This is a genomic window from Sphingomonas sp. RIT328, from assembly GCF_000632225.1.
GTDB classification, from domain to species: Bacteria; Pseudomonadota; Alphaproteobacteria; order Sphingomonadales; family Sphingomonadaceae; genus Sphingomonas; species Sphingomonas kyungheensis.
The window spans coordinates 363,852-383,674 of sequence record NZ_JFYV01000001.1 but is presented as its reverse complement, the minus strand read 5'-3'; the positions used below and the strand labels follow the sequence as shown (position 1 = coordinate 383,674).

Annotated in this window: 22 protein-coding genes and 2 tRNA genes; 10 read left to right on the top strand and 14 right to left on the bottom strand. The window is 69.1% G+C overall.

Going from position 1 to position 19,823, the window contains the following annotated elements:
• Positions 1-59 precede the first annotated feature (59 nt).
• The 5 genes from thiE to BW41_RS01880 are packed head-to-tail and all read right to left on the bottom strand — an operon-like array spanning position 60 to position 2,778.
• On the bottom strand, positions 60-743 hold the full coding sequence (thiE, locus tag BW41_RS01900) for a thiamine phosphate synthase (RefSeq protein WP_037530690.1): 684 nt from the start codon (positions 741-743) through the stop codon (positions 60-62).
• Positions 740-1,282: a hypothetical protein gene (locus BW41_RS01895; RefSeq protein WP_051583178.1), complete on the bottom strand. Its 543-nt coding sequence runs from the start codon at positions 1,280-1,282 to the stop codon at positions 740-742. The genes thiE and BW41_RS01895 overlap by 4 nt, the downstream gene beginning before the upstream one ends.
• Positions 1,283-1,286: 4 nt before the next feature.
• Positions 1,287-2,210 (bottom strand): class I fructose-bisphosphate aldolase, encoded by a 924-nt coding sequence (locus BW41_RS01890; protein ID WP_037530689.1) that lies wholly within the window; start codon positions 2,208-2,210, stop codon positions 1,287-1,289.
• Positions 2,211-2,236: 26 nt separating this feature from the next.
• Positions 2,237-2,563 (bottom strand): type II toxin-antitoxin system PemK/MazF family toxin, encoded by a 327-nt coding sequence (locus tag BW41_RS01885; protein WP_235199461.1) that lies wholly within the window; start codon positions 2,561-2,563, stop codon positions 2,237-2,239.
• Entirely contained in the window at positions 2,554-2,778 is a 225-nt protein-coding gene (locus BW41_RS01880; RefSeq protein ID WP_037530687.1) for a ribbon-helix-helix protein, CopG family, read from the bottom strand. The genes BW41_RS01885 and BW41_RS01880 overlap by 10 nt, the downstream gene beginning before the upstream one ends.
• A 121-nt stretch (positions 2,779-2,899) precedes the next feature.
• On the opposite strand from BW41_RS01880, the gene BW41_RS01875 reads away from it, so the two are divergent.
• On the top strand, positions 2,900-3,406 hold the full coding sequence (locus tag BW41_RS01875) for a TlpA family protein disulfide reductase (RefSeq protein WP_037530686.1): 507 nt from the start codon (positions 2,900-2,902) through the stop codon (positions 3,404-3,406).
• Positions 3,407-3,422: 16 nt separating this feature from the next.
• On the opposite strand, the gene BW41_RS01870 is transcribed toward BW41_RS01875, so the two are convergent.
• The 3 genes from BW41_RS01870 to gap are packed head-to-tail and all read right to left on the bottom strand — an operon-like array spanning position 3,423 to position 6,133.
• Positions 3,423-4,616, bottom strand: coding sequence for a phosphoglycerate kinase (locus BW41_RS01870; RefSeq protein WP_037530682.1), 1,194 nt, complete (start codon positions 4,614-4,616; stop codon positions 3,423-3,425).
• Positions 4,617-4,644: 28 nt separating this feature from the next.
• A complete protein-coding gene (locus tag BW41_RS01865) occupies positions 4,645-5,118 on the bottom strand; it encodes an MOSC domain-containing protein (RefSeq protein WP_037530680.1) in 474 nt (157 codons plus the stop codon).
• Between the two features lie 4 nt (positions 5,119-5,122).
• Positions 5,123-6,133 carry a type I glyceraldehyde-3-phosphate dehydrogenase gene (gene gap / locus BW41_RS01860; RefSeq protein ID WP_037530678.1) on the bottom strand — a complete coding sequence of 337 codons (1,011 nt, stop codon included), beginning with the start codon at positions 6,131-6,133 and terminating at the stop codon, positions 5,123-5,125.
• A 140-nt stretch (positions 6,134-6,273) separates the two neighbouring features.
• Here gap and BW41_RS01855 point away from each other — a divergent pair, with 140 nt between their 5' ends.
• The 4 genes from BW41_RS01855 (at position 6,274) to BW41_RS01840 (ending at position 7,779) form a co-directional block, all read left to right on the top strand.
• Positions 6,274-6,492, top strand: coding sequence for a hypothetical protein (locus BW41_RS01855; RefSeq protein WP_235199460.1), 219 nt, complete (start codon positions 6,274-6,276; stop codon positions 6,490-6,492).
• A complete protein-coding gene (locus BW41_RS01850) occupies positions 6,492-6,800 on the top strand; it encodes a cell division protein ZapA (RefSeq protein ID WP_037530676.1) in 309 nt (102 codons plus the stop codon). The genes BW41_RS01855 and BW41_RS01850 overlap by 1 nt, the downstream gene beginning before the upstream one ends.
• 239 nt (positions 6,801-7,039) lie before the next feature.
• Positions 7,040-7,576, top strand: coding sequence for a 5-formyltetrahydrofolate cyclo-ligase (locus BW41_RS01845; protein ID WP_037530675.1), 537 nt, complete (start codon positions 7,040-7,042; stop codon positions 7,574-7,576).
• Positions 7,573-7,779: a DUF2842 domain-containing protein gene (locus BW41_RS01840; protein ID WP_037530672.1), complete on the top strand. Its 207-nt coding sequence runs from the start codon at positions 7,573-7,575 to the stop codon at positions 7,777-7,779. The genes BW41_RS01845 and BW41_RS01840 overlap by 4 nt, the downstream gene beginning before the upstream one ends.
• Positions 7,780-7,811: 32 nt before the next feature.
• Here the strand turns inward: BW41_RS01840 and BW41_RS01835 are convergent.
• From BW41_RS01835 to BW41_RS01820, 4 genes are all read right to left on the bottom strand, one after another.
• A tRNA-Asp gene (locus BW41_RS01835) sits at positions 7,812-7,888 on the bottom strand.
• A gap of 93 nt (positions 7,889-7,981) precedes the next feature.
• Positions 7,982-8,058: transfer RNA gene (locus BW41_RS01830), tRNA-Asp, on the bottom strand.
• A gap of 52 nt (positions 8,059-8,110) precedes the next feature.
• Entirely contained in the window at positions 8,111-9,346 is a 1,236-nt protein-coding gene (locus BW41_RS01825; RefSeq protein WP_037530671.1) for an AI-2E family transporter, read from the bottom strand.
• 53 nt (positions 9,347-9,399) lie between these two features.
• The gene (locus BW41_RS01820; RefSeq protein ID WP_051583177.1) at positions 9,400-11,130 is read right to left on the bottom strand and encodes a class I adenylate-forming enzyme family protein; all 1,731 of its coding nucleotides are present in this window, start codon (positions 11,128-11,130) and stop codon (positions 9,400-9,402) included.
• A gap of 126 nt (positions 11,131-11,256) precedes the next feature.
• Between BW41_RS01820 and BW41_RS01815 the strand changes: the two genes are divergently transcribed.
• The 5 genes from BW41_RS01815 (at position 11,257) to BW41_RS01795 (ending at position 17,870) form a co-directional block, all read left to right on the top strand.
• The gene (locus BW41_RS01815) at positions 11,257-12,477 is read left to right on the top strand and encodes a serine hydrolase domain-containing protein (RefSeq protein ID WP_037530907.1); all 1,221 of its coding nucleotides are present in this window, start codon (positions 11,257-11,259) and stop codon (positions 12,475-12,477) included.
• A 20-nt stretch (positions 12,478-12,497) separates the two neighbouring features.
• Positions 12,498-14,510, top strand: coding sequence for a 3-hydroxyacyl-CoA dehydrogenase NAD-binding domain-containing protein (locus tag BW41_RS01810; RefSeq protein ID WP_037530669.1), 2,013 nt, complete (start codon positions 12,498-12,500; stop codon positions 14,508-14,510).
• 37 nt (positions 14,511-14,547) lie between these two features.
• Complete coding sequence (locus BW41_RS01805; protein ID WP_037530667.1) at positions 14,548-15,738, top strand: acyl-CoA dehydrogenase family protein; 1,191 nt, start codon at positions 14,548-14,550, stop codon at positions 15,736-15,738.
• A 99-nt stretch (positions 15,739-15,837) separates the two neighbouring features.
• Positions 15,838-16,965, top strand: coding sequence for an acyl-CoA dehydrogenase family protein (locus tag BW41_RS01800; RefSeq protein WP_037530665.1), 1,128 nt, complete (start codon positions 15,838-15,840; stop codon positions 16,963-16,965).
• Positions 16,966-17,027: 62 nt separating this feature from the next.
• Positions 17,028-17,870: an acyl-CoA thioesterase gene (locus BW41_RS01795; protein WP_235199459.1), complete on the top strand. Its 843-nt coding sequence runs from the start codon at positions 17,028-17,030 to the stop codon at positions 17,868-17,870.
• On the opposite strand, the gene BW41_RS01790 is transcribed toward BW41_RS01795, so the two are convergent.
• The gene (locus BW41_RS01790) at positions 17,867-18,958 is read right to left on the bottom strand and encodes an energy transducer TonB (protein ID WP_051583175.1); all 1,092 of its coding nucleotides are present in this window, start codon (positions 18,956-18,958) and stop codon (positions 17,867-17,869) included. The two genes, BW41_RS01795 and BW41_RS01790, sit on opposite strands and share 4 nt — an antisense overlap.
• Before the next feature lie 55 nt (positions 18,959-19,013).
• The gene (locus tag BW41_RS01785; protein WP_037530660.1) at positions 19,014-19,814 is read right to left on the bottom strand and encodes an SDR family NAD(P)-dependent oxidoreductase; all 801 of its coding nucleotides are present in this window, start codon (positions 19,812-19,814) and stop codon (positions 19,014-19,016) included.
• Between the last annotated feature and the right edge of the window lie 9 nt (positions 19,815-19,823).

The window sequence follows — 19,823 nt, the reverse complement described above, 5'->3', positions numbered from 1 at the left end:
CCCGTTTCCCCGGGGAGGATTGTACAATCTGCCGCGGCGTCGCCGCAAGACTGTCGGCGTCAGCCCGCCAGCACCGCCGCGAAAGCGCGCACCGCCGCGGCCTCGTCACCGCCCCAGACCGCGCCCGACACGGCGAGGAAATCGGCGCCCGCCGTCACCAGCGCGGGTGCGTTGACCGGGGTGATGCCGCCGATCGCGACGCTCGGCAGTTCGAACATCGACGCCCACCACGACAGGATCGACGGATCGGCATGATGCTCGACCGTCTTGGTCGTCGTCGGGAAGAAGGCACCGAAGGCGACATAATCCGCGCCGGCCTCGCCCGCCTCCATCGCGAGATGACGGCTGTCGTGGCAGGTCACGCCGATCTGCACGGTCGGCCCGAGCGCGTCGCGCGCCTCGCGCGGATCGCCGTCCTCCTGGCCGAGATGCACGCCATCGGCGCCGAGCCGCTTGGCCAGCGCGATACTGTCGTTGACGATGAAGGCGACCTCGCGGTCGGCGCAGATCCGTTGCAGCGGCTCGGCCAGCTTGGCGGCACTATGCTGGTCGACATCCTTGATGCGCAGCTGGAAGGCCGCGACCGGCCCGGCGTCGAGCGCGCGCGCCAGCCGGTCGGCGAAGCCGCCGGTGACGTCGAGCGGCGAGATCAGATAGAGCTGGCACGGCGGCCGGCGGTCGGCACGCTCGAAATGCGCGGCGAAATCAGGGTCGAGCGGGCCCAGCGGATCGTCTTCGGTCATCGCTGAGCGCCTAGCGCCTTCCACGCCGCGACGAAAGCGGCAGGATCATCGAGCCGGTGCGCGATCGTGACGATGCCGCGACGTCCCGGCAGCGGCCGGCGCAGATCGACGACGACGTTGGGATAGGCGAGCAGCGCGAGGTTCAGCGTCGAACGCTGCTTCAGCGCCGCCGCGGGCAGCGACGGCCTCAGTCCGGCGATGGCGTCGCGGGGGATATCGACACGCCGGATCGTGCCCACCTGCATCACCAGCCGCGCGTGATCGAGCAGCACGGGGCGACGCTTCATCATCAGCAAGGCGCGCACCAGCCAGGCCAGCGCCGCCAGCGTGACGGCGGACACGGCCAGCGCCACCGGACGGCTCCACAGCGCGACGAGCAGATGCGTGACCGCGAGCTCGATCGAACCAATCACAACCAGCATCCACAACAAGGGCGCCACCGAGCGATGATAGGCGAAGCGCTGCGGCAGGTCGAGTACAGCTGCGGTCGCAGCCGCGCCGGGCGGATCGTGATCCGGCTCCGACGCGGCGTACGTCATCGCGTCAGGCCGCCTCGCCCTTGTAGATGGCGATCAGCTTGCCGAGCATGTCGAGCGCATCCTCGCGGCTGCGCTGGAAGGTGTTGCGGCCGATGATCGAACCGTTGCCGCCGCCGGCGAGGATGTCACGCGCGTCCTGATAGACGGCATCCGCCCCCTTCGCCGCGCCGCCCGAGAAGACGACGATGCGCCGGCCGGCGAAGCTCGCCTGGACGACGTGACGGACGCGATCGGCCTGGTTCGACCAGTCGGTGCCTTCGTAGACGCGCTTGGCCTCTTCCTGCTCGATATGCGCGGAGGGCAGCTTGACCTTGATGATATGTGCGCCGAGCAGCGCCGCCATATGCGCGGCATAGGCGCCGACATCGAGCGCGAGCTCGCCGTCCTTGCTGAGCTTGCCGCCGCGCGGATAGCTCCAGATCACCGTGGCGATGCCGACCGACTTGGCCTCCTCGCTCAGCTCGCGGATCTCCTCCATCTGCTCGAAGATCGCGTCCGAGCCCGGATAGATGGTGAAGCCGATCGCCGCGCAACCGAGCCGCAGCGCATCCGAGACGCTCGCCGTCACCGCCTGATCGATGCTCGTCGCCCAGCTATTCGAGCTGTTCATCTTGAGGATGGTCGGGATCTGCCCGGCGAAGGTGTCCGCCCCCGCCTCGAGCGGGCCGAGCGGCGCGGCATAGGCCGACAGGCCGGCGTCGACCGCGATCTGGTAATGATAGTGCGGATCATAGGCGGGCGGGTTGACCGCGAAGGAGCGTGCCGGCCCGTGCTCGAACCCCTGGTCGACCGGCAGGATCACCAGCTTGCCGGTGCCGCCCAATTTGCCGTGCATCAGGATGCGGGCGAGGTTCGCCTTCACCGCCGGGCTGGTCGCTTCATATTTGTCGAGGATCGCCTTGACGGCGGGCGTGACGTTGGTGGTCATGGGTCGGCTCCTTGGGACGGATAGGGTCAGAGCATCAGCCAGCGGCGCAACGCCTGGTCGATCTGCTCCATGCGGGTGGGACTGGCATGGCCGATCACCTGCGTGATCCGCTCGCGCGCGATGCTGGAGATACGGTCGATCTGCACTTCGCATTCGGCGGTGAGGCCATTGTGCTCGCGCGGCGACATGACGACGCGGAACAGCGCCTCGCCGCCGATGACGTTGGTCAGCGGGCAGACGGTGATCGTCGCATGCGTCGCGTTGAACAGATCCGACTGGACGACGACGCAGGGCCGCTGCGGCTCGCCTGCCGGGCCGTCGGCCAGCACGATCGCGCCATGGCTTATCTCCACGCCGCGCCATCCTGCCAGAAGACGCCGTCGGCGACCGAAAGGCGCGCCGAGGCGCGGGTCGACTGGCGGCGTGCCTCGCGCCGATAGGCCTCGTCGTGCAGATCGACGTAGCGGCGCACCGCCTCGCGTGCGATATCGCTCTTGCTGCGCCCCTGCGTGCGCGCGACCGCAGCGAGCCGCTCTTCCAATTCCGTGTCGAGTCGAACGCCGAGCATGCCACCTGCCTGTTTAACGCGTTTAACCTACTGCGGACGGGGACTTTGATCAACCGTTTAGCCGGCCCGGCTTGACCGGTCCGCCGCGGGCGTGATCAGATGGTCGCGGGGGGAGATCATCATGCGGGCTTTTCGATATGCGGCCGCCGCCGTCGCCTTCTGCGTCGCCGCGCCGGCGACCCGCGCCGATCCGCCGGCCTCGGTGGTCGGGCGGCCGGCGCCACCGGCCGAGCTGACGCTGATCGACGGCAGCAAGGTCAAGCTCGCCGACCTGCGCGGCGAGGTGGTGGTGCTCAATTTCTGGGCGACCTGGTGCGGGCCGTGTCGCCACGAACTGCCGCTGCTCGACGGCTATTATCGCATGCAGAAGCGCCATGGCCTGCGTGTCTTCGCGATCGCGACCGAGGATTCGGTGCCGGCCTTCCGGATGAAGCCGCTGTTCGCGGCGCTGGCGATCACCCCGGCGCGACGGGTGAAGGGCGCCTATCCGCTGATCGGCAACGCGCTGCCGACCAATTACGTCATCGATCGCGCCGGCGTCGTCCGCTACGCCAAGGCGGCGGCGTTCGAACTCGACGATCTCAACACGATCCTCGCGCCGCTGCTCGCCGAGGCGCCGCCCGCCTGAGCGGCGCCCCGTCCGATCAACCGCGGATCAGCGCGGCGACGCCGGGCAGGTCCTTGCCTTCCATCCATTCGAGGAAGGCGCCGCCCGCGGTCGAGACGAAGGTGAAGCGATCCGCCACCCCCGCCTGATTGAGCGCGGCGACGGTATCGCCGCCGCCGGCGACCGAGACGAGGCTGCCGTCCTGCGTCAGCGCCGCCGCGGTGCGCGCGAGGCTGACGGTGGCGACGTCGAACGGCGCGGTCTCGAACGCGCCGAGCGGGCCGTTCCACACCAGAGTGCGGCAGTTCTTGAGCACGTCGCCCAGCGCCTCGACCGCGCTCGGCCCGACGTCGAGGATCATCTCGTCCGCCGCGACCTCATGGACGTTGATCGTGCGGACCGGCGGATTGGCGCGGAATTCCTTCGCCACCACCACGTCATAGGGCAGATGGACGGTGCAATTGGCGCGATCCGCGGCGTCGAGGATCTCGTCGGCGGTGCCGGTGAGGTCGTGCTCGCACAGCGACTTGCCGACGTTGACGCCGCGCGCGGCGAGGAAGGTATTGGCCATGCCGCCACCGATGATCAGATGATCGACGCGGGTGACGAGATGCTTGAGCACGTCGAGCTTGGTCGACACCTTCGCGCCGCCGACCACCGCCGCGACCGGATGCTCGGGGTTGCCGAGCGCCTTTTCCAGCGCATCGAGTTCCGCTTCCATCGCCCGGCCGGCGAAGGCGGGCAGCACATGCGCCAGACCCTCGGTCGAGGCATGCGCGCGGTGCGCGGCGGAGAAGGCATCGTTGACGTAGAGATCGCCGAGCCGGGCGAAGCGCTCGACCACGGCAGCGTCGTTCTTCTCCTCGCCGCCGAAGAACCGGGTATTCTCGAGGATCGCGATATCGCCGGGCTGCAGCGTCGCCACCGCCTCCTCGGCCCCCTCCCAGTCGATGTAGCGCACCTCGCGGCCGAGCACGTGGCTATACGGCCGCGCCAGCATCGCCAGCGACATGTCGGGGCTGGGCACGCCCTTGGGGCGGCCATAATGGGCAAGGATCAGCACGATCGCGCCGCGATCGGCGAGTTCGGTGACGGTCGGCAGCGTCGCGCGCAGCCGCGTATCGTCGGTCACCGCGCCATCCGCCATCGGCACGTTCAGATCCTCGCGGACGAGCACGCGCTTGCCCGAAACTTCCCCCATGTCGTCGAGCGTCTTGAAGGCCTTGGTCATCGCATCTTCCTCATGTCATGACTTCGGGTCAGCGACCCGCCTCGATCACCGTCACCGCATCGCCGACCGCGATCCGGCCGCCGCGCCGCACCCGCGCACAGGCACCGCCGCGCCAGTCGGGCGTCAGCGCCGCCTTCAATCCCTCAGCGATCGTCTCCATGCGGCTGCACGGATCGCATTCGAACGAAATCTCCAGCTCGACCGTGCCGATCCGGAGAGCCGCGCCCGGTACCTGCGGGATGTCGATGCCGTCGAGCAGCAGATTGGCGCGCCGCTCCTGCCAGGGGAGGACGTGGCCGAGTTCGGCCATCGCCGCGTCCCAGTCGCGCCGCTCCATCATCGTCACCTGCCGCCGGCCGCGACCGCCGGGCTTGACCGCACCGCGAAAGTCGCCGTGCAGCCCGCCCCCGACGGTCACCTCGATCGCATCGAGCAGCTCCATCGGCCCCTTGGGCCGGGCGTGCCGGGCAATGCCGGCGAGCACGCCGCCCGAGGCGCCCATCGGCTTAGAGGAAGCTCGCCATCACGGTCGCGGTGTCGACCATGCGGTTGGAAAAGCCCCATTCATTGTCGTACCAGCTGACCACACGGACCAGCTTGCCGTCGATCACCGCGGTTTCGAGGCTGTCGACGGTCGAGGATTGCGGCGTGTGCATCAGGTCGATCGAGACAAGCGGTTCGTCCGAGAAGACCAGCACGCCCTTGAGCGGACCATCTTCCGACGCCGCCTTGAGGATCGCATTGACCTCGTCCTTGGTCGTGTCGCGCTTGGGGGTGAAGGTCAGGTCGACCAGGCTGACGTCGGGCACCGGCACGCGGATCGCCGACCCGTCGAGCCGGCCCTTGAGCTCGGGCAGCACCTCGCCGACCGCGCGCGCCGCGCCGGTGGTGGTCGGGATCATCGACATCGCCGCGGCGCGCGCCCGGCGCAGGTCGGGGTGGATCTGGTCGAGGATCTTCTGATCGTTGGTATAGGCGTGCACCGTCGTCATCAGGCCGCGCTCGATGCCGATCGCATCGTTGAGCACCTTGGCGACGGGCGCGAGGCAGTTGGTGGTGCACGACGCGTTCGACACGATCGTGTGCTCGGCGGTCAGCTTGTCGTGGTTGACGCCATAGACGACGGTCAGGTCGACGCCCTTACCCGGCGCCGAGATCAGCACCTTCTTGGCGCCGGCATCGATATGCTTCTGGCACGACGCCTGATCGGTGAAGAAGCCGGTGCATTCGAGCACCAGCTCGACGCCCAAGTCCTTGTGCGGCAGATTGGCGGGATCGCGCTCGGCGGTGACGCGGATGCGCTTGCCATCGATGACGAGGTCATTGCCTTCCGCGGCGACGGTGCCGGGATATTTGCCGTGGACGCTGTCGCGGCTGAACAGCCAGGCGTTCGACTTGGCATCGGCGAGATCGTTGATCGCCACCAGTTCGAGATCGCCGGCGTTCCGTTCGATGATCGCCCGCGCCACCAGACGTCCGATCCGTCCGAAGCCGTTGATCGCAACCTTCACCGTCATCTGGGCTCTCCTCGCCAATGCATGAGCTGCGCGGCGACACAGGGGCCGCGCCGGGCGCGCCAGCCTTTGCGAGTCTGCCCCCCGGTCTGTCAACCGCGCGTGGCGTGCGCCGGGCCGATTGCGGGACGGACTTTGCCGGCTTGCCGCTCGCCACGGCCGCGCCTACGTCCCTCCGCATGCCCGATACTCTTAGTGCGGTCGATCGCATCGACGCTGCGATCGCCCGAATCGAATCCGCGATTGATGCGCGCGCCCGGGCCGGCGACGCCCTCGCGCGTCGCCACGCCGCGCTGAAGGCGCGGATGGCCGAGGCGGTGAGCGCGCTCGACGACGTTATCGCCCGCGGCTCCGCATCCTGATGGCGAACGTGACGCTGACGATCGGCACCCGGCCGTTCACCGTCGCCTGCCGCGACGGCGAGGAAGCGCGGCTGCAACAGCTCGGCCGGATGCTCGACGAACGCTGGCCGGGCGCGCTGCGCGCCGCGGGCAACGTGCCGGGGGAGCGCGCGATGCTGTTTGTCGCGCTGATGCTGGCGGACGCGCTCGACGAGATCCAGCACCGGCCGCCCGAGGGCGCCGCGGTCAGCGAGCCGGCGCTCGCCCGCATCGCCGACCGGCTGGAGGCGCTGGCCAATGCGCTGGAGCGCGATCCGGTCGCGGGTTAGCCTTCCCCCCATTGCCACCGGCGTCGCGACATCCTAAATCAGGCAGCGGCGGGTTCTGCCCGGTACGAGCCTTACTTTATCCCTGAGGCTATTCATCATCCAAGGGGGCTGTCCCTGCCCGGACCCTGGTCCGACGCACATGGTCCCCACCTGACGTTACTGGGCGTCGGTGGATATTTTGGCACACGGCCACGGCGGTCCCGCCACCCGCCTTTCTCTTCCGCGCCGCGACCGGAGCGATGATCGACAAGCCAGCCCTCCGCGCCCGCCTGCGTGCCGTCCGCGACGGAGCCGCGCGCGACCGGCCGATGCGCGTGCCGCCGGCGTTCACCGATCGCCTGACCGCGGGGACGGTCGTCGCCGGCTATGTGCCGTTCGGCAGCGAGGCCGATCCCGCCCCGCTGCTCGCCGCCGCCGCCGACGCCGGGTGCCGTCTGGCGCTGCCGCACGTCACGCGGCGCGATCGGCCGATGCGCTTCCTGGCGTGGCGGTGCGGCGACGATCTCAGCGAGGGGCTCTACCGGCTGCGCCAACCCGCCGCCGACGCCGCCGAGGTCGTGCCGGACATCATCCTCACCCCGCTGCTCGGCTTCGACGCCGACGGGCATCGACTGGGTCAGGGCGCGGGCTTCTACGATCGCGCCTTCGCGCGGCTGCCGTTCGCGTGGCGGGTCGGTGTCGCCTGGTCGGTGCAGCAGGTCGATCATTGCCCCGCCGATCCGTGGGACGTACCGCTGCATGCCATCGTCACCGAATCGGATTGGATCGTCCCATGACCCCCAGTTGGCGCAAGCCCGCGGGCGTGCTGCTCATCATCGCGCTGATCGGCCTGTGGTCGGCGATCATCGTCAGCGCATCGGGCGTCGTCGGCGGCTGGGCGTGGTGGCTGCAATTGCCCTTCTACCTCATCGCCGGGATCGTCTGGATCGTGCCGATGAAGCCGCTGCTGCTGTGGATGGAGACGGGCCGCTGGCGCTAGCCGCGGCGGGAACGCTCATCCGCGAAAGCGGATGGCGCGAGTGACGGGGCTCGAACCCGCGACCTCCGGCGTGACAGGCCGGCGCTCTAACCAACTGAGCTACACCCGCGTGATACGCGGTCGGAGCAGATCGTCCGCCCGGCTGAGCGACGCGACATACTCCCGCATGTTCCGATAGTCTTTCCCAATCCCACGAAGGGAATGGCGCGAGTGACGGGGCTCGAACCCGCGACCTCCGGCGTGACAGGCCGGCGCTCTAACCAACTGAGCTACACCCGCTGAAAGCGTTGAGGCGCGCCAACTAGGCGAGCGATCGGGGGGTGTCAACGGCCTATTCGTTCGGCCGCTCGCCATCGTCGTCGCCGCGGCGCCGGCGCAGCCGTTCCTGCTGCACCAGCGTGCCGTGTTCGAACAGGAATCCGGCGATGTCGGGCTTGCCCGCCGCGCCCAGCACGGTCTGGATGATGATCAGCAGCGGCACCGCGAGCAACGCCCCCGCTGTCCCCCATACCCAGCCCCAGAAGCTGATCGAGACGAGGATCATCAGCGGACTGATCGTCAGCCGATGCCCGACGATCAGCGGCGTGATCGCATTCGCCTCGAGCAGGTGACAGCCGATCATCACCGCCGGCGGCAGCATCGCCACCCAGATGTCGGTAAAGGTCATCATGCCGCCGATCGCGAGCAGGAAAGCGGCGATGATCGGCCCGAAATACGGAATGTAGTTGAGCAGCGCGACGATCCCGCCCCACATCAGCGGCGACGGCATGCCGATGAAATAGAGCACGCCGGCGACCACGCCTCCGAGCGTCAGGTTGATCAGCGTGATCGTGCCGAGATAGGCGGACACGTCGTCGACGACATCCTGGATGACGCGCGCGGTCGCCATCGCGCCGTCGAAGCTGTTGCGGCGGGTGATCGTCTTCTTGCGCATCCCCGTCCAGCCGGACAGGAAGAAGAAGACGATCAGGATGCCGAAGAAGAACTGGACGATCACCGTCGGCGCCGAGGTCGCGGCGAGTTCGAGGATCGAGCTGGGCGGCGCCACCGCGGCGGTCTGCGGCTGCCGCACCGGCGTCGACGCGATCTGCCGGAACATCTTGTTCACCGACTTCTCCAGCGTCGAATAGAGATCGAGCAGCGGCGACAGATTGTGCTGGATGCGGCTGATCCGGCTCGGCAGCAGCTGGAAGAAGTCGGTCGCCGGCACGACGATCGCGGCGATCGCGATATTGGCGATGATCAGGAAGACGAGCACGCACAGCAGCGCGGCGAGCGCCGAGGGCATCCGCCGCCGCTCCAGCCATTCGAGCACCGGCACCAGCGCGATGGCGATCACCAGCGCCGCGGTGAGCGGCATGAAGAATTCCGCACCCGACTTGAGCGCGAACGGCGTGCCGAGCGTCAGGCCGATGCCGGCGATCAGCGTCAGCGCGGCGAGCAGCCGGTCACGCCGCTGCGCGATCCGCCCGATCTCCGACCGCCCGCCGGGCAGCAGCGGCGCGCCGAGCGCGACCTGATCCTCGGGTGTCATCGGGGTCGGATCGGGAGCGGGAGCGTCGGCCATCCCACCGCTCTAGCGTATTTTTTGCGGGCGCCATCCTGCTTCTTGCCGCATCGTCAGGCGGTGTCCGCCTGCTCCGTGACGAAGCAATGCTTGAGTTCGGTTTTCAGGATCTTGCCGCTGGCATTGCGCGGCAGCGGCGTGGTCATGAAGCGGATCGCCACCGGCACCTTGAAGCCGGCGAGCCGGGCGCGGACGAACGCCTGCAATTCCGCCGCGTCGGCGGTGCAGCCGGGGCAGAGATGCACCACCGCGACCGGCTCCTCGCCGAGCGTGCGATGCGGCACCCCGATCAGCGCCGCGTCGGTGACCGACGGATGCGCATAGAGGACATTCTCGACCTCGATCGAATAGATGTTCTCGCCGCCGCGGATGATCACGTCCTTGGCGCGGTCGGCGATGAACAGAAAGCCCTCCGTATCGGTTCGGGCGATATCGCCGGTCCGCACCCAGCCGTCGACGAAGGTCGCGGCGCTCTCCTCCGGGCGGTTCCAATAGCCGCGCACCACCATCGGCCCGCGCGCCCACAATTCGCCGAGCGTGCCCGGCGGCAGGTCGGTGATCCCGTCCGCGTCGCGAATCGCCAGATCGGCGACGGCGACCGGCGCGCCCGCGCTGTCGGGCCGATGCAGATAATCCTCCGCCGCGAGCGAGGTAACCGTCGCGGTCGTCTCGGTCATCCCCCAGCCGTTTCCCGGCGCCGCGCTGAGATCGCTGCGGATGCGGCGGACGAGGTCGGGCGCCGACGGCGCGCCGCCATAAGCGATCGCCTCCAGCGAGGAGAGATCGTAGCGTGCCCGGTCGGGATGTTCGAGCAGCTGCCAGGCGATCGTCGGCACGCCGCCGGTGGTGGTGACGCGCTCGCGCTCGATCAGGCCGAGCGCCTGGGTCGCGTCCCACTTCGGCATCAGCACGATCGTCGATCCCGTCGCCACCAGCGGCAGCAGCGACGCCGAACAGCCGGTGACGTGGAAGAAGGGGATGACCATCAGCGCGACGCGCGGCGCCGGCTCCGGCGGGATCTCCCCCCGGCGCAGGCAGACGCGCGCCGCGGCATAGCCGTTCGACAGGAGGTTGCTGGCGAGATTGCGATGGCTGAGCACCGCGCCCTTGGGCCGCCCGGTGGTGCCGCTGGTGTAGAAGATCGCCGCGGCATCGTCGGGCGCGATTCCCACCTGCGGCAGGTCGGCATCGGCAAGACCGGCCCAGTCCGCCGGAGCGCCGATCAGCGATTCGAGCCGCATCGCCCGCCCCGGCTCCGCCGATCGCGTCACGATGACCGGCAGCTCCGGCAAGGCCGACAGGGGCGTGGCGAGCCGCGCCAGTCGTTCGCCGTCGCAGATCAGCAGGCGTGCGCCCGAGTCGCGCAGGGCGAAATCGAGCTCGTCCGCGCTCCACCAGGCGTTGAGCGGAACGACGATCGCGCCGATCGCGACGCTCGCGAAGAACACCATCGGCCATTCGGGCAGGTTGCGCATCGCCAGCGCGACGCGATCGCCGCAGCCGATGCCGAGCGCGACGAGATGCCCGGCCAGTGCCGCCACCGCGCGGTGATGCGCCGCATAGCTGACGCGATCGTCGTCGAGCACGAGGAAGGTCCGCTCGCCCTGCCCCCGGCTCGCGGCGAGCAGCGCGGCGAGCGAGGCGGGTGCGTTCTTCCATATCCGGGTCGCGATGCCGTCGATCGCCACCTCCTCCATCTCGAAGCGCGCGCCCGGCGCGGTGAGCGCATCGCGCACCTCCGCCATCGTCATCGCCGGCCAGCCCTGCCCCGTTCCCGCCGCCATGCCACGTCCCTTCGGTCGGCCGCGAAACGCCGCCCCCTGTTCGAATTCGACGAAAGGTTACTGTTGATTCCGGCTTCACTCAAGGCGATATGGAACGCGAGTTAGAAAATGGGGTATGGCAACCACATGACAGCGCCGTCACATCCCCGGCACGGCCTATCGGCGGCACGCCTCGCCGCGATCGATGCCTTTGTAAAGGCGCGGTACCTCGACACTGGTCTGCTGCCGCACGCGCAGCTGCTCGTCGCGCGTGACGGCGGGATCGTCCATTTTTCGCACCAGGGTGCGGCGCGCGAGGGCGGCGCGGCGGTGGACGAGGGGTCGCTGTTCCGCATCGCCTCGATGACCAAGCCGATCACCTCGGTGGCGTTCATGACGCTGGTCGAATCGGGGCTGGTCGCGCTCGATACGCCGGTGCACGATGTGCTGCCCGCCTTCGCCGACACCGGCGTCTATCAGAGCGGCGGCGGCGGCATGCCCTTCGTCACCCGTCCGCCCGCCACGCCGATGCGCATGCTCGATCTGCTGCGCCATACCGCGGGCCTGACCTACGGCTTCCAGAACCGTTCCAACATCGACGCCGCCTATCGCGCGCAGCGGCTGGAGCGCTGGCACGGCGAACAGGACCTCGACGGCTTCGTCGCCGCGCTCGCCCGGCTGCCGCTCGAATTCCCGCCCGGCGAGGGATGGAATTATTCGGTCGCCACCGACGTGCTCGGCGCGGTCATCGAGCGGCTCACCGGGCAGACGCTCGACGTCGTGCTGCGCGAGCGGATCTTCGCGCCGCTCGGCATGGACGATACCGGCTTCCACGTGCCGCCCGACAAGATCGACCGGCTCACCGATTGCTATGCCCTCGACGCCGACGGCGAGCGCGTCCTCTACGATCGCGGCGCGCAGAGCGCCTGGGCGAAGCCGCCGCGCCTGCTGTCGGGCGGAGGCGGCCTCGTCTCGACCGCGCTCGACTATCACCGCTTCTGCCGGATGTGCGAACAGGGCGGCACGCTCGACGGCGCGCGCATCCTCGGCCGCAAGACGCTGGAGCTGATGCGGATGAACCATCTGCCCGGCGGCGGCGATCTCGCCAGCCTGTCGCGCTCGCTGTTCAGCGAGGCGCACAATGCCGGCACCGGCTTCGGGCTCGGCTTTGCGGTGACGCAGGACGTGGCGCGATCGATGCTCCCCGGCAGCGTCGGCGAATATTATTGGGGCGGCATCTTCTCCACCGCCTTCTTCATCGATCCCGTCGAGCGGCTGCACATGGTGTTCATGACGCAGTTCACGCCGTCGAGCCTCTATCCGATCCGCCGTGAGCTCAAGACGATGCTCTACGCGGCGCTCGATTGACCCTTAGGAAGGATGCCCGAATGACCTCGCCGATCCGCACCGAACGCCATGGCGACGTGCTCGTCATCATCGCCGACAATCCGCCGGTCAACGCGCTCGGCGCCGCGGTCCGCCAGGGTCTCGAAGCGGCGATCGAGGAGGGCGAGGCGGACGGCGCGATCGCCGCGATGGTGATCCGCTGCGACGGCCGCACCTTCTTCGCCGGCGCCGACATCACCGAATTCGGCAAGCCCCCGGTCGAGCCGATGCTGCCCACCGTCGTCGACCGGATCGAGGCGAGCAGCAAGCCCGTCGTCGCGGCGATCCACGGCACCGCCTTGGGCGGCGGCTGCGAGGTCGCGCTCGGCTGCCATTACCGGGTCGCCGTGCCCTCCGCCAAGATCGGCACGCCGGAGGTCAAGCTCGGCCTGCTGCCCGGCGCGGGCGGTACGCAGCGGCTGCCGCGGCTCGCCGGCGTGCGGCTGGCGCTGGAGATGACCGCCAAGGGCGACCCGATCTCCGCCAAGCGGGCGCAGGAGGCGGGCCTGATCGACCGGATCGTCGGCGAGGACAGCCTCGCCGCCGACGCAGTCGCCTTCGCCGGCGAGGTGAAGGCGGTGCGGCCGATCCCGCGCGCCTCAGAACGCGCGGTGCAGCCCGATCCCGAGGCGGTCGCCGCCTTCCAGAAGGAGAATGCCCGCCGCTTCCGCAGCTTCGACGCGCCGGCGGCCAACATCGCCTGCGTCGTCAAGGCGACCGAAGTGCCGTTCGACCAGGGCATCGCCTTCGAACGGAAGGAATTCCTGCGGCTGATGACCGGCAACCAGTCGGCCGCCCAGCGCCATATCTTCTTCGCCGAACGGCAGGCCGCGAAGATCGACGACGTGCCGGCCGACACGCCGCTGCGTCCGATCAGGCGCGTCGGCGTGATCGGCGCGGGCACGATGGGCGGCGGCATCGCGATGAACTTCCTGTCGGCGGGGATCCCGGTGACGATCGTCGAGATGGCGCAGGAGGCGCTCGACCGCGGCACCGGCGTGATCCGCAAGAATTATGAGGCGACCGCCGCCAAGGGGCGGATGACGTCGGGACAGGTCGACACCGCGATGGCGGCGCTGATCCCGACGCTCGACTTCGATGCGCTCGCCGACTGCGATCTGGTGATCGAGGCGGTGTATGAGACGATGGCGGTCAAGCAGGAGATCTTCGGCCGGCTCGACGGCATCGCCAAGCCGGGCGCGATCCTTGCCTCGAACACCTCCTATCTCGACATCGACGCGATCGCCGCCTGCACCAGCCGGCCGCAGGACGTGCTCGGCATGCATTTCTTCTCGCCCGCCAATGTGATGAAGCTGCTCGAGGTGGTGCGCGGCGCCAAGACCGCGCCGGACGTGCTCGCGACGGTGATGGCGCTCGCCAAGACGATCCGCAAGGTCGCGGTGGTCGCGGGCGTCACTTATGGCTTCATCGGCAACCGCATGCTGATGCCGCGGCAGGTCGAGGCCAACAAGCTGCTGCTCGAAGGCGCGACGCCCGAGCAGATCGACCGCGTCCACGTCGCCTTCGGCATGCCGATGGGGCCGTTCCAGATGGCCGACCTCGCCGGCGTCGACATCGGCTGGCACCGCGACCCGAACCGGATCGAGAACGTCCGCGACGCGCTCGCCGCCGAAGGGCGCTGGGGCCAGAAACGCCAAGCCGGCTTCTACGACTATGACGAGAAGCGCAATCCGTCCCCCTCGCCGCGCGTCGCCGAGATCATCCAGGACTGGCGCGACAAGACCGGCACGCCGCAGCACGAGGTGACCGACGAGGAGATCGTCGAACGCACGCTCTACCCGATGGTCAACGAAGGCGCGCTGATCCTGGAGGAAGGCAAGGCGCAGCGCGCGTCCGACGTCGATGTCGTGTGGATCTACGGCTATGGCTGGCCGGTCTATCGCGGCGGCCCGATGTTCTGGGCGAAGACCGAGGGTTACGACAAGGTCGTCGCCGGGCTGGAGAAGCATGGCTTCACGGTCGCGCAGAGCCTGAAGAGCGGCAGCATCAAGTAACGATCGCGATCGCGCCAGCGATCCGCAGGGAGAGGACATTATGACCGACCTCGACACCTTCCGCACCCAGACCCGCGCCTGGCTGGCGGACCATTGCCCGCCCGAGATGCTCGAGCCGGTGCGCTCCGACGCCGACATCTGCTGGGGCGGGCGGCGCTACGATCCCGCCGCCAACCCGCCGCAGGCGCGTTGGCTGAAGGCGATGGCGGAGCGCGGCTGGACCGTGCCCGACTGGCCGGCGGCCTATGGCGGCGGCGGCCTGTCCGCGGCGGAGACCAAGGTGCTGCGCGAGGAGATGGCGGCGATCCGCGCGCGCAATCCGCTCAACTCGTTCGGCATCTCGATGCTTGGGCCGGCGCTGCTCAAATACGGCACCGAGGCGCAGAAGCTGGAGCACCTCCCCAAGATCGCGCGCGGCGAGATCCGCTGGTGCCAGGGCTATTCCGAACCCAATGCCGGCAGCGATCTCGCCGGCCTCGCCACCAGCGCGGAGGACGGCGGCGATCATTATATCGTCAACGGCCAGAAGGTGTGGACCAGCTATGCCGACAAGGCCGACTGGATTTTCTGCCTGGTGCGTACCAGCAAGGAATCGAAGCAGGGCGGGATCAGCTTCGTGCTGTTCGACATGGCGACGCCCGGCGTCTCGACCAAGCCGATCCTGCTGATCAGCGGCTATTCGCCTTTCTGCGAGACCTTCTTCGACGACGTGAAGGTGCCCAAGGCCAATCGCATCCACGACGAGAACAAGGGCTGGGACGTCGCCAAATACCTCCTCGGCCACGAGCGCGAGATGATCAGCGGCATGGGCCTCGGCGGCGGCGGGCGCAATCCGCTGGTCGAGGGGGCGATCGCCACCATCGGCGTCGATGCTGACGGCCGCCTCGCCGATCCGGTGCTGCGTACGCAGATCGCGCTGTTCGAGGTGCGCGCCAGGGCGTTCGGTGCGATGAGCGAGCGGTTCATCGACGAACTCAAGGCCGGGCTCGCCCATCCCGCCCAGCCGAGCATGATGAAATATGTCGGCACCGAGCTGAACAAGGACCGCCACGAGCTGATGATGGCGGCGGGCGGCTCGGACGCCCTGGAGTGGGAGAGCGAACGCTCGCGCACCGGGGCGATGCCGCGCGCCTGGCTGCGCACCAAGGCCAATTCGATCGAGGGCGGAACCAGCGAGATCCAGCTCAACATCATCGCCAAGCGCATCCTCGAGCTGCCGGGCACCTAGAGCGAGATCGGGCTCCTGCGGAAGCAGGAGCCCAGGGCCATGAAGCGGCACGCCCGGAACCCTGGGTTCCGGCCTCCGCCGGAACACGGGAATGCAACCATGCCTCTCTACCTCAACGACGAACAGACGATGCTCCGCGACACCGCCAAGGACTTCGTCGCCGAACATGCCCCGGTCGCGCATCTGCGTGGCCTGCGTGACGCCAACGACCCGACCGGCTTCTCGCGCGACCTGTGGAAGCAGTTCGCCGAGATGGGCTTCACCGGCATCCTGATCGACGAGGCGCATGGCGGCCTCGGCCTCGGCCATGTCGAGGCGGGCGTGGTGCTGGAGGAGATCGGCCGCAACCTTTCCCCGTCGCCCTTCCTGTCGACCGCGGTGGCGGCGGTGGCGGCCTTGCAGGGCAGCGCGCAGGCGGGCGAATGGCTGCCGCGGATCGCGGCCGGCGACGCGATCGCGGCGCTGGCGATCGACGAGGGGCCGAAGCATCGCGACCGGATCGCGATGACCGCCGAACGGGCCGGCAACGGCTTCCGCCTCACCGGTGCCAAACAGTTCGTCGCCCACGGCCATGTCGCCGACCTGCTGATCGTCGCGGCACGCACCGCCGGCGGCGAGGACGATCAGGACGGCGTCACGCTGTTCGCGGTCCCGCGCGATGCGGCCGGACTGACCGCGACGCCCGAGCGGCTCGCCGACGCCAGCCTCGCCGCGCGCCTGCGCTTCGAGGGCGTCGAGGTCGATGCCGATGCGGTGATCGGCGAGGTCGACGCCGGCCGTGACCCGCTCGGCCGCCTGCTCCGCGCCGGTCGGACGGGCGCGGCGGCGGAACTGGTCGGCGTCGGCGGCGGCGCGATGGACATGACCGTCGGCTATCTGAAGGAGCGCAAGCAGTTCGGCACGACGATCGGCAGCTTCCAGGCGCTGCAGCATCGCGCCGCGCATCTCTACAGCGAAATGGAGGTGGCGCGCGCCGCGGTGCTCAAGGCGCAGCAATTGCTCGATGCGGGCAGCGATCGCGCCGACGAGGCGGTGTCGGTCGCCAAGGCGATGACCGGCATGGCGACGACGCTGTCGGTACAGGAAGCCATTCAGATGCATGGTGGCATCGGCATGACGGATGAGTATGACGTCGGCTTCTACATGAAGCGGGCGCGGGTGCTCGCGGAACTGTTCGGCGACGTCGGCTTCCACGCCGATCGTCTGGCGAGGCATGCGGGATATTGATGGACGAAACGGCTTCTTCACACTCGGGACCGCCCCGGAAAACGCCGGACGAGCTGGCGGCGATGCTGGTGACGCTGCTCGATGTCGAGGAGATCGACACCGACCTGTATCGCGGCGCGCGCCAGCCGGGCGGCCGCGGGCGGGTGTTCGGCGGTCAGGTGATCGCACAGGCGTTGCAGGCGGCACAGCGGTCGGTCGAGGACAAGGCCGCACATTCGCTCCACGCCTATTTCATGCGCGCGGGCGACGAAGATTTCCCGATCGTCTTCCGCGTCATCCGCGACTTCGAAGGGCGCAGCTTCGCGACACGGCGCGTCGTCGCGTTGCAGAAGGGACAGCCGATCCTCAACCTCGCCGCCTCCTTCCAGCTGCCCGAAGACGGCTTCCACCATCAGAATGCGATGCCCGACGTGCCGCCGCCCGAGGCGCTCAAATCGGAACAGGAGCTGCGCCTCGCCATCGCCGATCAGGTGCCCGAGAAGGTCCGCGCCTTCTTCCTGCGCCGCCAGAATGCGATCGAGATGCGGCCGCTCTATCCGCGCAGCTGGTTCCAGCCGGTCAAACGCGAGCCGAGCAACGCCGCCTGGTTCCGCGTCGCCGCACCGATCGGCGACGACCCGCAATTGCACCGGGCCGCGCTCGCCTACGCCTCGGACATGGCGCTGATGGCGACGGCGATGATGCCGCACGGCGTCAACTGGCTGATGCCGGAGATGCAATGCGCCAGCCTCGACCATGCGCTATGGCTGCACGAACCGTTTCGCGCCGATGAATGGCTGCTCTACACCACCGACAGCCCCTGGGCGGGCCACGCCCGCGGCATGAACCGCGGCAGCATCTTCACCCGCGACGGCCGGCTGGTCGCGAGCGTCGCGCAGGAAGGGCTGATGCGCCGGCGCGGCTAGTCGATGAAGGGCAGCTGTGGCGGGAGCACCTTCATGCCGGGCTTGCCGATCCGGTAGAAGACGCGCTCGATACAGCCGGTATAGCCATGCGGTGACGGTGGCATCGTCACCGCCCTGACCATGCTGGTCGCCGCCTCGCCGAAATCGCTTGCCGGTTCGGCGGCCAGCACACGGATATTACCTGTCTGTCCCCACGAGGCGACATCGAAGGCGATGATCGCCCAGCCTTCGATGTTGCGGCGGCTATAGGCGGCAGGATAGCGCAGGTCGGGCTTGCGATCATAGTCGTGCGTCAGCGGACAGGTGGCGTCCGCCGGCCGGACGCTCGCTTCCTCAGGTGTAGGCGGCGCCGCCAGCGTCGTCGCGCCCTTCCAATAACGGAAGGCGCAGCCGTGCCGCACGCCGCGTTCGAACCGTGACCGCGCCACCGCCGCCCGCGCCGCCGCGTCGAGCGCCGGCGATTCGCTTGAGGCGATGGTGTGCGGCCGCACCGGCTTGCCGTTCGCGGCAACGTCATAGCCGACCATCGTTGTACTGAGATATCCGGGCTGCGCGGGCAGTGATTTGAACGGCGGAAAGGCGCGCAGCGACACCTCCGGCTCGGGATTGCTGCAATCCTCCCCGGCGGGCAGCAGCTTGACCCAGATTTCGTGCGGCATGGTCGGGCTGGTCGCGGCATAACTGGCAAGATCGGCGATCGATGCCGTTGCCAGCGGCACGACATGGGGCGTGAAGGTGACGGTGCAGCCCGCGCGTTCCCCGCCGGCCGCGAAGCGCGCCGCGGCCAGCGCGGGGACGATATCATCCGCATAGGGACGGTAGCCGGTGCGGACCGGGCTGATCGACAGCGGCCGGCCGGTCGCATCGATGCGGAAATCGATCGCCAACGGGGTCAGGTTCGACATGCCGTTCCAGACCATCGTACCCTGCGGATCGGCGGGACGCACCACCCGCTCGGCGGCGACCCGCTCACCGCCGCGGCAGAGGACCGGGCTCATCGTCCAGCGCAGCAGCGCCTGTCGACTCGGCTCGGCCGGCGGCGCCGGCGGAACGGTGGGCAGGAGGGCGGCGGCGAGCAGCAACATCATGGGCGCAGGCTGCCCCGTAATCGTGACGGTAACAAGTCACCCCCGTAAGCACCTGTCAGACCGCGGTCTTGCCATAGTCCTGGCGCGTCACCGGGTGGCTCGACGACAGTCCGCCGTCCACCACGATCGCCTGGCCGTTGACGTAGCTCGCCTCGTCGGAGGCGAGGAACAGCGCGACCCGCGCCAGCTCCTCCGGCTGCGCGCCGCGGCGCAGCGGATTGAGCCGGCCGAGCCGGTCGCCCTTGCCGGCGTCACGCGCGAAGTCGAACACCGGCTGGGTCATGCCGGTCTCGGTCAGGCCGGGGCAGAGCGCGTTGACGCGCACGTCGCTCCCCGACAATTGCTGCGCGGCGACCGCGGCGAGGTTGATCACCCCCGCCTTGGACGCCGAATAGGCCGGCGATCCCGCGCCCGAGCGCAAGCCGGCGACGCTCGCGGTCAGCACGATCGCGCCGCCGCCGCGCGCGGCGATCCGCGGCGCGCCATGCTTGATCGCGAGGAACGGCCCGATCAGGTTGACGCGCAGCACCTCGCCGATCAGCGCGACATCGGTATCGAAGATATTCGCCATGCCGCCCGAGATACCGGCATTGGCGAAGACGATGTCGAGCCCGCCGAACGCGCTGTCGGCAAGTGCCATTGCGCGCTGCACATCACCCTCGTCACCCGCGTCGATGCGGATCGCGCGCGCGATGCCGCCGGCGTCGGCGATCGCGGCGGCGACCGCCTCGCCCGCGTCGCTGCGATCGGCGACGATCACCTGTCCCCCCTCGGCGGCGAAGGCGAGCGCGGCGGCGCGGCCGATGCCGCTGCCGGCGCCGGTGACGAGGATCGATCTGCCGTCGAAGCGTGCCATCTGTCCTCC

What these genes read in the sequence shown, in the direction of transcription:
- BW41_RS01785 (WP_037530660.1), bottom strand. Translation starts at nt 19,814, where the DNA reads ATGGCACGCTTCGACGGCAGATCGATCCTCGTCACCGGCGCCGGCAGC.
- BW41_RS01800 (WP_037530665.1), top strand. Translation starts at nt 15,838, where the DNA reads ATGCCTCTCTACCTCAACGACGAACAGACGATGCTCCGCGACACCGCC.
- BW41_RS01820 (WP_051583177.1), bottom strand. Translation starts at nt 11,130, where the DNA reads ATGGCGGCGGGAACGGGGCAGGGCTGGCCGGCGATGACGATGGCGGAG.
- BW41_RS01790 (WP_051583175.1), bottom strand. Translation starts at nt 18,958, where the DNA reads ATGATGTTGCTGCTCGCCGCCGCCCTCCTGCCCACCGTTCCGCCGGCG.
- gap (WP_037530678.1), bottom strand. Translation starts at nt 6,133, where the DNA reads ATGACGGTGAAGGTTGCGATCAACGGCTTCGGACGGATCGGACGTCTG.
- BW41_RS01845 (WP_037530675.1), top strand. Translation starts at nt 7,040, where the DNA reads ATGATCGACAAGCCAGCCCTCCGCGCCCGCCTGCGTGCCGTCCGCGAC.
- BW41_RS01880 (WP_037530687.1), bottom strand. Translation starts at nt 2,778, where the DNA reads ATGCTCGGCGTTCGACTCGACACGGAATTGGAAGAGCGGCTCGCTGCG.
- BW41_RS01865 (WP_037530680.1), bottom strand. Translation starts at nt 5,118, where the DNA reads ATGGGCGCCTCGGGCGGCGTGCTCGCCGGCATTGCCCGGCACGCCCGG.
- BW41_RS01895 (WP_051583178.1), bottom strand. Translation starts at nt 1,282, where the DNA reads ATGACGTACGCCGCGTCGGAGCCGGATCACGATCCGCCCGGCGCGGCT.
- BW41_RS01795 (WP_235199459.1), top strand. Translation starts at nt 17,028, where the DNA reads ATGCTGGTGACGCTGCTCGATGTCGAGGAGATCGACACCGACCTGTAT.
- BW41_RS01840 (WP_037530672.1), top strand. Translation starts at nt 7,573, where the DNA reads ATGACCCCCAGTTGGCGCAAGCCCGCGGGCGTGCTGCTCATCATCGCG.
- BW41_RS01875 (WP_037530686.1), top strand. Translation starts at nt 2,900, where the DNA reads ATGCGGGCTTTTCGATATGCGGCCGCCGCCGTCGCCTTCTGCGTCGCC.
- thiE (WP_037530690.1), bottom strand. Translation starts at nt 743, where the DNA reads ATGACCGAAGACGATCCGCTGGGCCCGCTCGACCCTGATTTCGCCGCG.
- BW41_RS01890 (WP_037530689.1), bottom strand. Translation starts at nt 2,210, where the DNA reads ATGACCACCAACGTCACGCCCGCCGTCAAGGCGATCCTCGACAAATAT.
- BW41_RS01810 (WP_037530669.1), top strand. Translation starts at nt 12,498, where the DNA reads ATGACCTCGCCGATCCGCACCGAACGCCATGGCGACGTGCTCGTCATC.
- BW41_RS01815 (WP_037530907.1), top strand. Translation starts at nt 11,257, where the DNA reads ATGACAGCGCCGTCACATCCCCGGCACGGCCTATCGGCGGCACGCCTC.
- BW41_RS01870 (WP_037530682.1), bottom strand. Translation starts at nt 4,616, where the DNA reads ATGACCAAGGCCTTCAAGACGCTCGACGACATGGGGGAAGTTTCGGGC.
- BW41_RS01850 (WP_037530676.1), top strand. Translation starts at nt 6,492, where the DNA reads ATGGCGAACGTGACGCTGACGATCGGCACCCGGCCGTTCACCGTCGCC.
- BW41_RS01825 (WP_037530671.1), bottom strand. Translation starts at nt 9,346, where the DNA reads ATGGCCGACGCTCCCGCTCCCGATCCGACCCCGATGACACCCGAGGAT.